The organism is Polaribacter glomeratus (assembly GCF_002954665.1).
Lineage (GTDB): Bacteria > Bacteroidota > Bacteroidia > Flavobacteriales > Flavobacteriaceae > Polaribacter > Polaribacter glomeratus.
On sequence record NZ_MSCM01000001.1, the window covers coordinates 1,407,064 to 1,422,121 of the forward strand.

At 30.5% G+C, this 15,058-nt stretch carries 12 protein-coding genes; 6 read left to right on the forward strand and 6 right to left on the reverse strand.

Annotated elements, in window-relative coordinates; translation table 11 throughout:
• The first annotated feature begins 25 nt into the window (after window positions 1-25).
• From BTO16_RS06040 to BTO16_RS06060, 5 genes are all read left to right on the forward strand, one after another.
• Window positions 26-523 carry a DUF6702 family protein gene (locus tag BTO16_RS06040; protein WP_105020727.1) on the forward strand — a complete coding sequence of 166 codons (498 nt, stop codon included), beginning with the start codon at window positions 26-28 and terminating at the stop codon, window positions 521-523.
• 28 nt (window positions 524-551) lie between these two features.
• Window positions 552-2,666, forward strand: coding sequence for a M1 family metallopeptidase (locus BTO16_RS06045; RefSeq protein WP_105020728.1), 2,115 nt, complete (start codon window positions 552-554; stop codon window positions 2,664-2,666).
• Window positions 2,667-2,813: 147 nt separating this feature from the next.
• A complete protein-coding gene (locus tag BTO16_RS06050; RefSeq protein WP_105020729.1) occupies window positions 2,814-5,015 on the forward strand; it encodes a M1 family metallopeptidase in 2,202 nt (733 codons plus the stop codon).
• Between the two features lie 181 nt (window positions 5,016-5,196).
• Complete coding sequence (locus BTO16_RS06055; protein WP_105020730.1) at window positions 5,197-8,022, forward strand: hybrid sensor histidine kinase/response regulator; 2,826 nt, start codon at window positions 5,197-5,199, stop codon at window positions 8,020-8,022.
• A 278-nt stretch (window positions 8,023-8,300) separates the two neighbouring features.
• Complete coding sequence (locus BTO16_RS06060) at window positions 8,301-9,737, forward strand: serine hydrolase domain-containing protein (protein ID WP_105020731.1); 1,437 nt, start codon at window positions 8,301-8,303, stop codon at window positions 9,735-9,737.
• Window positions 9,738-10,079: 342 nt separating this feature from the next.
• Here the strand turns inward: BTO16_RS06060 and BTO16_RS06065 are convergent, their stop codons facing one another.
• Together BTO16_RS06065 and BTO16_RS06070 are read right to left on the reverse strand one after the other, a co-directional pair.
• On the reverse strand, window positions 10,080-10,898 hold the full coding sequence (locus BTO16_RS06065; protein ID WP_105020732.1) for a lysophospholipid acyltransferase family protein: 819 nt from the start codon (window positions 10,896-10,898) through the stop codon (window positions 10,080-10,082).
• Window positions 10,899-10,954: 56 nt separating this feature from the next.
• Entirely contained in the window at window positions 10,955-11,581 is a 627-nt protein-coding gene (locus BTO16_RS06070) for an NUDIX hydrolase (protein ID WP_105020733.1), read from the reverse strand.
• A gap of 92 nt (window positions 11,582-11,673) precedes the next feature.
• Between BTO16_RS06070 and BTO16_RS06075 the strand changes: the two genes are divergently transcribed.
• Window positions 11,674-11,949, forward strand: coding sequence for a hypothetical protein (locus tag BTO16_RS06075; RefSeq protein ID WP_105020734.1), 276 nt, complete (start codon window positions 11,674-11,676; stop codon window positions 11,947-11,949).
• Here the strand turns inward: BTO16_RS06075 and BTO16_RS06080 are convergent.
• The 4 genes from BTO16_RS06080 to cysS all read right to left on the reverse strand — a co-directional run bounded on the left by BTO16_RS06080 (window position 11,936) and on the right by cysS (window position 14,996).
• Window positions 11,936-12,256: a DUF6787 family protein gene (locus BTO16_RS06080; RefSeq protein WP_105020735.1), complete on the reverse strand. Its 321-nt coding sequence runs from the start codon at window positions 12,254-12,256 to the stop codon at window positions 11,936-11,938. The two genes, BTO16_RS06075 and BTO16_RS06080, sit on opposite strands and share 14 nt — an antisense overlap.
• A 5-nt stretch (window positions 12,257-12,261) precedes the next feature.
• Window positions 12,262-13,092 carry a prolipoprotein diacylglyceryl transferase gene (gene lgt / locus BTO16_RS06085; RefSeq protein WP_105020736.1) on the reverse strand — a complete coding sequence of 277 codons (831 nt, stop codon included), beginning with the start codon at window positions 13,090-13,092 and terminating at the stop codon, window positions 12,262-12,264.
• Between the two features lie 82 nt (window positions 13,093-13,174).
• Window positions 13,175-13,408, reverse strand: coding sequence for a membrane protein insertion efficiency factor YidD (gene yidD / locus BTO16_RS06090; RefSeq protein ID WP_105020737.1), 234 nt, complete (start codon window positions 13,406-13,408; stop codon window positions 13,175-13,177).
• Between the two features lie 109 nt (window positions 13,409-13,517).
• Entirely contained in the window at window positions 13,518-14,996 is a 1,479-nt protein-coding gene (gene cysS / locus BTO16_RS06095) for a cysteine--tRNA ligase (RefSeq protein ID WP_105020738.1), read from the reverse strand.
• Between the last annotated feature and the right edge of the window lie 62 nt (window positions 14,997-15,058).

Genomic DNA, 15,058 nt, shown 5'->3' on the forward strand with positions numbered 1-15,058 from the left:
GCCTACTATTTGATTCTTACAGTGTATGAAATTAAACAAAACTTTTTTACTACTCTTTATTATTCCCTTACTCTCTTTTTCTGCACACAAATACTATTTGAGTTTAACTCAAATTAAATATAAGTCAGAAGCAAAATCCGTTCAAATTATTATCAATGTTTTTATGGATGATATAGAAACTGCTTTAAATAAAGATTATAATATCGATTTAAAACTAAGCACAAAAAAAGAATTAAAAGACAACACTATTTACTTTAAAAAGTATTTAAAAGAAAAGTTACATTTTAAAATAGACGGAATTGCCAAAGAATTCACTTTTGTAGGCAAAGAATATGAAGGTGATTTAGTTTATTTTTATTTAGAAATACCAAACATCAATCAATTTAAAACTATTGAAGTTGAGAATAATATACTAATTGAACATTTTCCGCAACAACAAAATTTAACAAAATGTAAACTTGGCGAAAAGCATAAAAGTTTGCTTTTAACAAAAGAAGAGAATTCAGCAAAATTTACTTATTAATATTTATTCAAATCAAAATCAATCACTTATGAAAAAACTTGGAATCCTCCTTTTATCTCTTTTTTTTATAGCAAATACGTTTGCACAGAAAAAAGAAGTACAACAAGGACACACAAATCAAAACAAATTTAAACAGTTAAAAGATGAGTTTGCAACACCAAATGACCAAAGAACTGCTTCTGGTGCTCCTGGAAAAAATTACACCCAACAGAAAGTAGATTATGTAATGGATATTGTTTTAGATGACGAAAAACAAAAAATTACAGGTGCAGAAACAATTACATATCATAATAATTCTAGAGATGAATTAACGTATTTATGGTTGCAATTAGATCAAAACATGAGAGCTGCAGATTCTAAATCACCAGATATTGAAACAGCTGCAATTCCAGAAAAATTAAGCCAAGCTAAATTTAATCAATCGTATCCTGATGTAGTTTTTGATGGTGGATTTAAAATTATGAGCGTAACAAATATTGATGGTAGTTCTTTATCATACACCATTAATCAAACCATGATGCGTATTAATTTGCCAAAACCATTAGCATCTGGCGCTACTTTTAAATTTAATGTTAAATGGTGGTATTACATCAACAATCATATAACGCAAGGAGGAAGATCTGGTTTTGAACATTTTGAAGACGGAAATAATAACTATGTAATTGCCCAATTTTACCCAAGATTGTGTGTATATGATAATGTAGAAGGTTGGCAAAATGACCAATTTTGGGGAAGAAGTGAATTTGCGTTAGAGTTTGGAGATTTTACCGTAAATATTACCGTTCCAGAAGATCATATGTTAGGCGCAACTGGAGTTTTAAAAAATGAAACTATTGTTTTATCAAAAAAAGAGCAAGAAAGGTTAGCAATTGCTAAAAAAACCTTCGACAAGCCTGTTCTTATTAGAAGTCAAGAAGAAGCAGAACAAATTGAAAAAGGAAATTCTAAGAAAACAAAAACTTGGAAATTCTTCGCAGAAAATGTTAGAGATTATGCTTTTGCAACTTCAAGAAAATTTATTTGGGATGCAATGGCGGTAGATATTAATGGCAAAACGGTTATGGCATATTCTTTATATTCTAAAGAAGCAAACCCTTTGTACGGCGACCATTCTACAAGAGCAGTTGCACAAACTTTAAAAACATATTCTAAATTCACGTTCGAGTATCCGTATCACAAAGCAATTTCTGTAGACGGACAAATGGGTATGGAATATCCGCAAATTTGTTTTAATCCAGGAAGACCAGATCTTGCTGATGGTGGTTATTCTGATAAAGTAAAATACAGAATGATTAAAGTTACAATACACGAAGTAGGACATAACTTTTTTCCGATGATTGTAAACTCTGATGAAAGACAATGGACTTGGATGGATGAAGGATTAAACTCATACATGGAAATGCAAGCCGAATTAGATTATGACAAAGATTTCCCTATAACAAGAGGCTATCCTAAAAACATAGTTGGGTATATGAATGGCGATCAATCTTTAATTGCACCAATTATGACCAAAGGAGACAATGTATATGAATTTGGTAATAATGCATATGGCAAACCTGCAACTGCGCTGTGGATTTTGCGTGAAACCATTATGGGTAAAGAATTATTTGACCATGCTTTTAAAACCTATTCTCAAAGATGGATGTTTAAACATCCGTCACCTGAAGATTTTTTTAGAACAATGGAAGACGCTTCAGGCGTTGATTTAGATTGGTTTTGGAGAGGTTGGTTTTATACTACGGATGTAACAGATATCGGTGTAAAAGGTGTAAAAAAATTCTATACCACACAAGGTGACGATGAAGTAGTATTTACAGAAGATGCATCCGAAGGATTAGGGTTTTCTAAAAAACATAAAAAATACCATTACGAAATTACATACAACAAACCAGGCGGTTTAGTAATGCCAATTATTGTAGAATTTACATATAAAGATGGCACTAAAGAACGAAAAACATATCCTGCACAAATTTGGAGATTAAATGACAAAGAAGTTACTAAAGTATTTTCTTCATCAAAAGAAATAGAAAATATTACTATTGATCCAGATTTAGAAACGGCAGATGTTGACACAACAAATAACAATTGGCCGCAAGATAAAACAGATAAATTTGATCAATTTAAAAACAAAATTAAGGGTTAAAATTTAGCAGAAGAATACATAAAAAGGCAATCTTTATACAGATTGCCTTTTTTTATGATAAAGGTTTGTTAAAATTTTAACATTCTTTAACTTATTTACTGAGATATTGCTAATTTAGTGGACAATTAAAAATTCAAATCAAATCAAATGAAAAAAATCTATTTAGTAGTATTTTCTTTATTCTTTGTAGTTGCATCAAATATTGCGCAAGAAAAACAAGAAGCAAAGAAAACGCAACAAGGACACACGGATCAAAACAAATTTCGACAAATGAAAGATGTTTTGGCAACAGCTAATGATCAACACACTGCTTCTGGAGCTCCTGGTCATCAATATACACAACAAAAGGTGGATTATGTGATGAACATTCGTTTAGAAGAAAGTACTAACAAAATTTATGGTGACGAAAACATTACCTATCACAATAATTCTAAAGATAATTTAGATTATTTATGGTTGCAATTAGACCAAAACATGAGAGCAGATGATTCTAAAACTCCGTTAGCATCTTCTAATGCTGCTGCTGCTTTTTTAACCCCAGACAACTTTAAAACTTCTTTTATGAAAGAAGGTAAAGGTTTTGGTTTTAAAATAGAAAAAGTAGAAAGTGATGGTAAACCATTATCACATACTATTAATAGTACCATGATGCGTATTAATTTGCCAAAAGCATTAGCGCCTGGTGAAACATTTAAATTTAGTATTAAATGGAATTATAAAATAAATGACATCAATATTGATGGTGGTCGTTCTGGTTTAGAAACTTTTCCCGATGGAAACAATAACTATACAATTGCACAGTTTTTTCCAAGATTATGTGTGTATGACAATGTACAAGGATGGCAAAATATGCAATTCTGGGGCAGAAGTGAATTTGCTCTAGAATTTGGAGATTATGAAGTAAACTTAACGGTACCCGCAGATCATATTGTTGATGCAACTGGGGTTTTACAAAATGAAAAAGATGTTTTAACCAAAGAACAACGTAATCGTTGGGAAAAAGCTAGAAAATCTTTTAAAGATCCTGTTTTAATTGTAACACAACAAGAAGCTGAAATTGCAGAAAAGGGGCGAGTTACAACTTCTAAAACTTGGAAATTTAAAGCAGAGCAAGTTAGAGATTTTGCTTTTGCAACGTCTAGAAAATATATTTGGGATGCAATGGCCACCAATGTAAACGGTAAAACGGTAATGGCTGTTTCTTTGTATCCAAAAGAAGGAAACCCTTTATGGGAAGAGCATTCTACAAAAGCAGTTGCGCATACATTAATTGAATATTCTAAATTAACATTCGATTATCCGTATCCAAAAGCGATTTCTGTACACTCTGAAAGACAAGGAATGGAGTACCCAATGATATGTTTCAACTTTGGTAGACCAGATGCTGATGGAACGTATTCTGACAGAACCAAAAAAGGAATGTTAGGTGTAATTATTCATGAAGTTGGTCACAACTTTTTCCCTATGATTGTAAATTCTGATGAAAGACAATGGACTTGGATGGATGAAGGCTTAAATTCTTTTGTAGAAATTTTAGCTGAATTAACCTACGATCCAGAATTATTTGCAACAAACCCTACAAATGAAATTACAAGATATATGGGCGGAGATCAAAGTAACATCTCTCCTATTATGTCTCAAGGAGATTACGTAAAACAATTTGGCCCAAATGCATATTCTAAGCCAGCAGCTGGTTTGTATATGTTGCGCCAAACAATTATGGGTCCAGAATTATTTGACCATGCTTTTAGAACCTATGCAAAAAGATGGATGTTTAAACACCCAACACCAGAAGATTTCTTTAGAACTATGGAAGATGCATCTAGTATGGATTTAGATTGGTTTTTTAGAGGATGGTTTTATACTACGGATGTAACAGATATAGGTATTAAGGAAGTAAAACCTTTATATTTAACGGATAAGCCAAGTGAAAGAGTTACTAAGTTAAAAGAGCAATACAAACAATATTTTGATGGTTTAGGAGACTTAGTGTACATTACAGATAACAAAGAAGAAGCAAATTCGAAAGCGATGGATATGTATGCAGCCGGTAAAGAAGTACCTTCTTTTATTTATTCGGTTGAGTTTGAAAAACCAGGAGGTTTAGTAATGCCAATTATTGTTGAATTAACCTATGCAGACGGTTCTAAAGTAAAACAAACGTTCCCTGCTCAAATTTGGATGCAAGATGATACTTCTGTAAAAAGAGTTTTTGCTTCTACACAAGAAATTACAAATATTACCGTAGATCCAGATTTAGAAACGGCAGATGTTGATACATCGAATAACAGCTGGCCTAAAAAAGATGCTGATAAATTTGATCAATTTAAAGAAAAAATTAAAGATTAACTATTTTTAACAAATTCTATTATTATAAGAAACCTCACAAATCTGTGAGGTTTTTTTATTTTAAAAAAATAGCTTTTACACGTTGATTAAAAAAAGCCTAACTTAGCTAAGTAAAAGCACTACACTTTAAATACTATACTGTAATCATATCAGTATTAATTTATCATTAAAGCCCTACAAAATGAAATCAACTAAAAAACCAACATACGAAGAGTTGGAAAAACTAATTGATAAATTAGAATTAAATGATAGACTAAAAAGAAGTGAAGATCGCTTTAAAACGCTATTAAAAGCACCCGAAGATATGATTAGCATCCATAATCTAAACGGCAAATATCTTTATTATAGTGGCCCAACCTATTATGTTAAAAGCCCAGAAGATATTGTGGGTAAAACACCTAGTGAACTTTTTAAAAAAGACGTTTCCGATACTCTTCTTGCTACGTTTAAAAAAGTTACCAAAACAGGTGAAGGTGAAACCGTAGAAATACTTTTAGATTGGTTAGGCAAAGAAAGATGGGTTTCTCAATACATATACCCTATTAAAAACACGGCTGGTGAGGTTACCGAAATGGTTAAAATATGCAAGAATATTCATACACGTAAACTTGCAGAACAAGAAATAGAAATTCAAAATAAAGCATTATTAGAAAGCGAGAAAGCTTATAGAGGCGTGGTAGAAGCCAGCAACGATCTTATAACTGTTGTTGACGGAACTGGAAAAATAGTATTTGTAAATCATGCTTCAAAAAAATTCTACGGTTTACCGCCAAATGAATGTCTTGGTAAATTAATTATTGACTTTACACATCCTGAGGATAAGGAATACACGCAAACTAAATTTATAGAATGGGAAACTTCAGAGAATAATAATTTTGATTTTGAAAATAAACAAATAAGTGTTCTTGGCATTGTACTTGAAACAGAATGGTCTGTAAATGTTCATCGAAAAGATAAAAAAATAATAAAAATAACTTCTATAATTAGGGATATAACAAAACAAAATAGTACGCGCCAAAAATTAATAAGTGCAAATAAAGAAATAATTGTAAAGGAAAATTTTGAAGAAAAGCAAGCCACAAGAATAATTGTTGCTGAAGAACAAACGGAAGAAATAGAAGAAAGGTTTAGTCTTTTAATGCGTAATATGGAAGCAGGTATTGTTGTGCATGCACCCGATACATCTATTATAATAAATAATATTAGAGCTTCAAAGATATTAAAACTATCCAACGACCAGTTGAGAGGGAAAAAAGCCATCGACCCTAGTTGGAAATTTCTAAAATCAGATAAAACGCTGCTACCTTTAAAAGAGTATCCTGTTAACAAAATTGTAACCTGTAAGAAATCAATAAAAAATGAAATTTTAGGTATCTCCTCATCGGATAAAGAAGATATTGTTTGGGTATCTGTTAATGGATATCCAGCACTTAACGACAACAACGAACTAACAGAAATTGTAATTAGTTTTATAGATATTACTGAACAAGTAGAAGTTGAAGAAGAAAAATTGTTGGCTATTTTACAATTAAAAGACAGTGATACTAAATTAAAAGAGGCTCAGAAACTAGCACAAGTTGGAAGCTGGTTCTTAGACCTTTCAAATGATAAGCGAGTATGGTCTGAAGAAACATTTCGTATTTGGGGTTTTGATTCAAAGAAAGATGCTCCTGAATATGATGCGCTATATAAACGAGTTCACATAGATGACCAAGAGTTATTTAGTAGCTCTTTTATTAAAATTATTAAAGCCGGAACTCCATACGATATTGAATGTAGAATTTGTCTTCCCAACGGTGAAGAAAAATCAATAAAAGCAATTTGTACACCAGAATTAGATGATTACGGTAAAGTTATTAGTCTAACTGGAACTATTCAAGACATTACTTTACAAAAACAATTAGAAAAAGCGCAAGTAAAACATGAAAGATTAAAAGCAATGGGACAAATGTCTTCTTCTATTGCGCATGATTTTAATAATTCGTTGCAACAAATGACAGGAAATTTAGAAATCATAAAGTTTCAAAAAGGATTTTCAAATACTACTATTGAACGTTTAAATAATATTGAAGACATTATAGATGATGTTGCAGATCGAGTAAGTGCACTTCAAAAACTTGGTGATACAGAAAATGAAAACAAAAATGTACAATTAATCGACTTTAATACATTGATTGAAGAAGGCTTGAATCAATCTCGCCCTTTATGGAAAGATGATATGGAAAAAAAAGGGTTAAGCGTAACTATTACAACTGATTTCGAAAATATTCCAAGGTTTCTAGGTAATAGAGGAGAGTTAAAATCAGTTTTCTTTAATTTAATTAAAAATAGTATTGAAGCCATGCCAAAAGGTGGAGCTATTGTGATTAAAACGTTTACAAAAGAGAAACGTGTTTATGCTACTTTTACCGACACAGGTATTGGAATGGATGAAGAAACAAAAATAAAAGTATTTGAGCCCTTTTTTACTACAAAAGGTTTCGAATTAGGGCGTGGTTTGGGAATGAGTGGCGTTTACAATACCATAAAAAAATACAACGGAGATATTACTATTACATCCTCTGGCATATCCAAAGGAACTACTTTTGAAATTGTTTTTCCAGTAAGTAATGAAAAAGAAGCAACAGAATTAGAAACTACTAAACAAAAAGATAAAACTTCATTTAATGTTTTATGGGTAGATGATGATACATCAATTACAGAAGATGTTAGTGATTTAATGGAATTGATGGGGCATAATTGTGATATTGCAAATAATGGAAAAAATGCCTTAGCATATCTTGACAAAAACGACTGTGATATTGTATTTACTGATATTGGAATGGTTGGCATGAATGGATGGGAATTAATAGCCGCAATTAGAAAAGATTTTGGAAACGAAATAAAAATTGTAACAGTATCTGGATGGAGCATTGATGCCAAAACAAAAGAAGAACATACTATTGATTTTGTGCTACAAAAACCTTATACAGTTGAGAAACTTGAAAAATTATTGCTTACTTTATAAACCCAACCTATCAGTAATTATAACACTTAACAACTAAAGTAAAAACTACTTCTATTTTAATAATTTATTGGCAGATACACAATCAAAAAACAATAGCTTCACAAAAAAAGTTACACAGTTTACTGTAAATCAATATTTTTTTTATTCTTTAAAAAAAGACTTCCACATACAATCTATTTAATTGAAAAAGAGTAAATTAGCTAATAATATTGTATTTAATAAAAAATTAAAGCGCTATAGTATTAGTTTAAAATTTTATATAATTAAAAAACATCGATATGAAAAAAATCTATTTCATTATTTTCTCTTTAAGTTTAATCAGTAATTGTTATGCCCAAGATGAAGACCAACTCTTACTAGAAATAAATACTATTGAAAATAGTTTAAGTAAAATGGTTCAAATAAAAGGAGATTCCATTAAAAAATATACTATTTTAGAAAGGATGGATTTTTATAAAGTTCCGGGAGTTAGCATTGCAATTGTACAAAACAGAAAGATAAAATGGGCAAAAGGATACGGGTACGCAAATACTGAAACTGGAACTAAAATAGATACGGAAACCCTTTTTCAAGCTGGTTCGATAAGTAAACCTCTTGCTGCTTTATCTGCGTTAAAACTATTTGAAAATGATAGTTTAGAGTTAGATAAGAATGTAAATTATTATTTAAAAAATTGGCAGATTCCTGATAACAAGTTTACTAAAACTGAAAAAGTAACAATTGAAAGACTATTAACACACACTGCAGGAATAACCGTTCATGGTTTTCCTGGTTATCAACAGTCTGATAATTTCCCTGATATTATTGATGTTTTAAATGGTAATGGAAATACCGCAAAAATAGTGGTTAATATGATACCAGGTAGTATTTGGCGATATTCTGGAGGTGGTTATACTATTATGGAAAAAGTGGTAGAGGATATTAGTGGTTTAACTCTAGAGGACTATATGCATAAAAATATTCTGCAGCCAATGGGCATGAAAAATAGTACTTATCAACAACCTATAGCTAAAAAATTTCAAAAAAATATTAGTTCGGCTTACGATGAAAATGGAAAACTAATTAAAGGCTTATGGAACAATTATCCTGAACAAGCTGCGGCGGGTTTATGGACAACTCCTTCAGATTTAGCAAAGTATTGTATAGAAATGCAAGAAATCTTAAATAGTAAAAAAGTAGGTATTTTAACAAAAGCGACGGTTGAAAAAATGCTAACAAAACATAAAAATGATTGGGGACTAGGACCTTCTTTACAAAACGAAAAAGATTCTTTAATTTTTGGTCACGGTGGTAAAAATGCAGGATTTACAAATGATATGAAAGCATATGCATATCAAGGAAATGCTATTATAGTGATGACTAATGCTGATAATGGCAGTAAATTAATATCAGAAATAGAAAACTCAGTATCAAAATATTATAATTGGTCAATAAGCAAAACGAAAATTATTGAAGTTATCAAATTATCAGAGACTGATTTAAAAAAATACTTAGGAAAATACGAACTTAAGGAAGAAAATTTAATTCTTGAAGTTCAATTAAAAGAAAGCCAACTTTTAATAACAAACACACCTCTTGGTGACTTAAATATGATTCCTATATCAGCAACCAAATTCATAGAACCAGAAAATGGTACTGTTATTGAATTTTTATTTGATAAAAAAGTAAATGGCTTTATAGTAAACAATACATTTAAGTTACTAAAAGTAAATTAAAAAACTCCAAAAAAATGGGTTTTAAAGCAGTGTTACTTCTAAATTGTTAACGATTACTAAATATTTTTAAATATCAAAAAACGATCTATTTAGAGGAAAAATACATCCATAATTTAAAGTAACCTTACCTACTTGTGAAATTCTTTTATCAAAAAAGTAGATTTGTACTATTGTTTTTTTTGTAAAAATATCACCTAAACAACTTCTCGTACAAATAATTAAGAACAATACTAAATCTTAGTTAAGTTAACTAACAAAAAAAGCATCCATATCTATAAAAAATGGATGCTTTATAATTATATGATTTTAACTTACGTACTTTACAATTTAGAATCTTAAAAGTTAAGACCTCCAAAATTTACGTTGTTCGTTTAGTTCGTCTTCTTCTTTTTGGATTTCTTCTAATTCTTTTACAGATAAAACTTTTAAAAATGAAGGATGTTGCTCAATTGCATATTCAATCTTTGTGATAATATCAGAAACGTCTTCATTTTCATAATCAATATCTAAAGGTTCTTTAATAACCATAGATTGTAACACATTTTTTCGTTTAATACGTAAACCTTTTTTATCAAAAGAACGTCTAAAACCATCAATTACTATAGGTACAACTATAGGTTTAAACGTTTTAATAATATGCGCTGTTCCTCTTCTAATTGGTTTAAAAGGTGTTGTGGTTCCTTGCGGAAAGGTAACAACCCAACCATCATCTATAGCTTTACCAATATTAGAAATATCAGAATTTTTTACTTGTCTGTTTACATCTTTGCCTTCGCTTCTCCAAGTTCTGTCTATAGAAATAGAACCAGCATACGCAAATATTTTTGGCAGTAATCCTGCTCTCATGGTTTCACCAGCAGCAACAAAATAAAAATTTAATTTAGGTTGCCATATGTAACCAATATTTTTAATAGAATCATCTCTACCTTTTAGAGCGGCATTAAAAACATGAAACATTGCTGCTACGTCTGCAAAATAAGTTTGATGATTAGAGATAAACAAAACTCCGCTGTCTGGTAAATCTCTTAATATTTGAGAGCCTTCTATTTGAAGGCTATTAAATTTACGGTATCTACTATGAGAAATAACGCCAAAAAAGCGAATAATCCACTTTTTTATAAATAAATAATGTCCAAAAGGATTCCTTTTAAATAGGGGCATTTGTACTTTTTTTTATTGGTTACTCCACAAAATTACAAAAACAATTTAATAACTTCCTATTTTAAGAGTTCTTTAATTTCAGAAAGCATCATTCCTGTTGCTCCCCAAACGATATGATTGTTAATTTTAAAACAAGGAACTGCTATTTTTTTCATATATGAAGTATCTAAAGTAACGGTAGTCATTGTTTTATCATCTAATAAATCGCTCACTAATACTTCAATTTCTAAGGCAACTTCATGATTTAACACAAAATTAGGCCGCTCATCAACAAAACCTAAAAATGGCGTTGCTAAAAAATTACTAGGCGGAATGTACACATCCGTTAATTCTCTTATAATTTTTACAGTTGAAGGTAAAACCCCAACTTCTTCTAATGTTTCTCTTAAAGCAGTTTGTTCTAAATTTTTATCAGCCTTTTCTGTTTTTCCGCCAGGGAAACTAATTTGAGCAGAATGTGTGCCTTTATAACTTGCTCTTTGCGTTAATAAAAAACAAGTTTCATTTTCTTTATTTGGATAAAATAATACTAAAACGGCCGCTTTTCTGGGCTTATTAGCTGCTATTTTATCTTGATCGTATTGTAAACGGAGTTTGGGAGCCATTTTAAATTGAGCTTGTAAACCTCCTAATTCCTTACTTTTTAGTTCTTCAATTTTTTGGGTGAAGTCTTTAAAATTCATTCTGAATAGTTACTTTTAACAAACTTATAATTTTCTGCAGCAAAACAATATTTTTTGGCAAGAATTTTGATTTACAGTAAGCAAATAAAATGATGAATAAAAAATATCAAAAATTAATTTTAAGTATTGTGTTAGATATCATTGGCTTTTTTACAATAATTCCTTTTGATGTAGTTTGGGCGCCAATTTCTGGTTATTTAATGACAAAAATGTACAAAGGAAATAAAGGAAAAATAGCTGGTGTTATCAGTTTTTTAGAGGAAATAATTCCTTTTTTAGATGTAATTCCAACTTTTACAATTATGTGGATTTATACTTATTTAATTAATAAAGAGGATAAAAAAGAAATAACTATTATTGAGGTTTAGAAGATTCTTTAAACAAAAAACCCAAACCTAATCTTGTTAAAAACTTTTTTTCGAAAGCCCAAAAGAATTTAAACTGCCCAAAAAACCAACCCACAATTGGCAATGTCAATTGATAAATAGGAAATATTAGCAATATTCTTAATGGCCAAAAAATAAAAGGCGAAACTGTTTCTAATGTCAATCCGAAGAAAATAGTAATTGGTTTTGCAACCCAAGTAGCAAAAGAACCATTAATTGAAAAAACCAATATAATGGCAATTATAGACCAATTATTATCAATATTCCAACGTTGTTTTAATTTTTCCATCAAAATTATAGTGCTTTTTTAGTTTTTTTAAACATTAACCAAAGACCAATTAAAATTAAAGGAATACTTAATACTTGACCTGTATTTAATAAATTAAAGAAACCATCTTCTCTACCTTCTGCTTGTTCTACTTTTAAAAATTCTATTATAAAACGTAAAGACCATAAAACAACCATAAACAGACCAAATAAGAAACCAAGTTGTTTTTTCTTATCTGTTTTCCAGTATAAAAACCAAAGTACAAAAAACAGTGCTAAATAGCTAAATGCTTCATACAATTGCGTTGGATGTCTTGCAAAATCCTCTCCGTTTGCTTTAAAAATAACTCCAAAATTAGAACCTGTTTCTTTTCCGTAAATTTCTGAATTGAAAAAATTACCCATTCTTATAAAAAATCCTGCTAAAGCAACCATAATTGCCAATCTATCCAAAATAAACAGCCAAGGTTTGTTTAAATGTTTTTTAGCATAAAAATACATCGTTATAATAATAGAAATTGCGGCTCCGTGACTTGCAAAACCAGTAAAACCTGTAAACTTCCAAGTACCGTTAATTTGTTTAAACGGTATAATTATTTCTAATAAATGGTTTTGATAGTAATCCCAACTGTAAAAGAAAACATCACCCAAACGCATACCAACTAGCATTGATATAAAAACATACATAAATAAAGTGTCTAACTTTTCTTCAGGAATTTCGTCATTTATATATACCTTTTTCATTAGGTGCAAACCCAATAAAAATGCGGCAACAAACATTAAACTGTACCAACGTATCACAAAAAATCCTAAATCAATTCCTAATGATGGATTCCATTCTATTGCTAAAAAATTCATATTCTTTTATTCAAAATTTATATTTCAAAGTTAAAATCGTACGTCTTTCTTAATAAAGTCGTACTTCTTTTTTCTAACTTCGTTACTCTTTTTTCTCTGGCACAGGATCGTAACCACTTCCTCCCCAAGGATGACAACTAAATATTCTTCTCAAAGCCAACCATCCGCCAGAAAACAAACCGTGCTTTTGCAGCGCCTCTATGGTGTAATGTGAACACGTAGGACTGTATCTACAAGTTGACGGCGTGTAAGGCGATATTGCTGTTTGATAAAAACGAACCAGCAAAATAAATGGATATGAAAGTATTTTTTTCAAAAATTAAACTTTTTATTTTTAAAGAGTTCTCGTTACAATTTCGATGAAAAACCAAAATAACACGAACTTGCGTATTTTTTATTCATCTTTAAGGAATCCAAATTAACCCTTAATTTATTGAAAACGTTGTGCCTTCTTTCCCATCTTTTAACTGAATTCCCAATTCAATTAATTCGTCTCTTATTTGATCAGACAATGCCCAATCTTTATTTTCTCTTGCTTCTTTTCTTAATTTGATAAGCAGCTCCACTACTCCATTTATTTTTTCTGAATTGTCTTGAGAATTTTCATTCATCAAACCTAATACATCAAAAACGAATGCATGTATCATTTGTTTTAATTCTGATAAATCAGCAGCAGTTAAACTCGCTTTTTGTTCTTTAACTTGATTAATTACCTTTACAGCTTCAAACAAATGCGCAATTAAAATGGGTGTATTAAAATCGTCGTTCATTGCTGTATAACAACCTTTCTTCCATTTCTGAACATCAAAAGTAGATGTTTTACTTGTCTCTATTTTATCAAGAAAATTAACGGCTTCCATTAATTTAGAATGTCCTTTTTCTGATGCTTCTAAAGCTTCACCAGAGAAATCTAAAATGCTTCTATAATTGGCTTGCATATTAAAAAAGCGCACTACACTTGCTGAAAATGCTTTTGGTAGAATATTATTTTTCCCAGATAAAATTTCATTTGGTAAAATAAAATTCCCTGTAGATTTTGCCATTTTTTGACTGTTTAACAACAGCATATTTGTGTGCATCCAATAACTTACAGGCGTTTTGCCGCTACAAGTTTGAGACTGCGCAATTTCACATTCGTGATGTGGGAATTTTAAATCCATTCCGCCTCCATGAATATCAAACTGTTCTCCTAAATATTTGGTACTCATTACAGAACATTCTAAATGCCAACCAGGAAAACCATCGCTCCAAGGCGAAGGCCAACGCATAATATGTCTTTCATCCGCTTTTTTCCAAAGCGCAAAATCTTGCGGGTTTTTCTTATCCGATTGCCCGTCTAAAGAACGCGTATTATGAATTAAATCTTCTACTTTTCTGCCAGATAAAATTCCGTAATGACTATTTTTATTATATTCCAAAACATCAAAATAAACAGAACCATTTACCTCATAGGCAAACCCTTTTTCTATGATTTCTTTAATCATTTCAATCTGCTCTACAATATGACCGGTTGCCGTAGGCTCGATACTTGGCGGTAAAAAATTGTAATTTTTTAACACATCATGAAAGTCAACCGTATAACGCTGAACAACTTCCATTGGTTCTATTTGCTCTAAACGTGCTTTTTTAGAAATTCTGTCTTCACCTTCATCCGCATCGTTTTCTAAATGACCAGCATCTGTAATATTACGCACATAACGTACTTTATACCCCAAATGCAACAAATATCTATACACCACATCAAAGAACATAAAGGTTCTTACATTACCCAAATGCGCATTGCTATATACGGTTGGTCCACAAACGTACATACCTACATATCCGTCTGTTAAGGTTTTAAAATCCTCTTTTTGTTTGCTAAGAGAGTTGTATACTTTAAGTTTATTTTCTTTGTAGAGTTCCATTAAAAAAGTTACTATTTACAGTCGATAAAGATAGGAACTTTAAAAAGAATATCGAAATGGAA

Bases quoted from the DNA above. Each gene is read 5' to 3' on its own strand.
- BTO16_RS06040 (WP_105020727.1), top strand. From the start codon at position 26: ATGAAATTAAACAAAACTTTTTTACTACTCTTTATTATTCCCTTACTC.
- BTO16_RS06045 (WP_105020728.1), top strand. From the start codon at position 552: ATGAAAAAACTTGGAATCCTCCTTTTATCTCTTTTTTTTATAGCAAAT.
- BTO16_RS06050 (WP_105020729.1), top strand. From the start codon at position 2,814: ATGAAAAAAATCTATTTAGTAGTATTTTCTTTATTCTTTGTAGTTGCA.
- BTO16_RS06055 (WP_105020730.1), top strand. From the start codon at position 5,197: ATGAAATCAACTAAAAAACCAACATACGAAGAGTTGGAAAAACTAATT.
- BTO16_RS06060 (WP_105020731.1), top strand. From the start codon at position 8,301: ATGAAAAAAATCTATTTCATTATTTTCTCTTTAAGTTTAATCAGTAAT.
- BTO16_RS06065 (WP_105020732.1), bottom strand. From the start codon at position 10,898: ATGCCCCTATTTAAAAGGAATCCTTTTGGACATTATTTATTTATAAAA.
- BTO16_RS06070 (WP_105020733.1), bottom strand. From the start codon at position 11,581: ATGAATTTTAAAGACTTCACCCAAAAAATTGAAGAACTAAAAAGTAAG.
- BTO16_RS06075 (WP_105020734.1), top strand. From the start codon at position 11,674: ATGAATAAAAAATATCAAAAATTAATTTTAAGTATTGTGTTAGATATC.
- BTO16_RS06080 (WP_105020735.1), bottom strand. From the start codon at position 12,256: ATGGAAAAATTAAAACAACGTTGGAATATTGATAATAATTGGTCTATA.
- lgt (WP_105020736.1), bottom strand. From the start codon at position 13,092: ATGAATTTTTTAGCAATAGAATGGAATCCATCATTAGGAATTGATTTA.
- cysS (WP_105020738.1), bottom strand. From the start codon at position 14,996: ATGGAACTCTACAAAGAAAATAAACTTAAAGTATACAACTCTCTTAGC.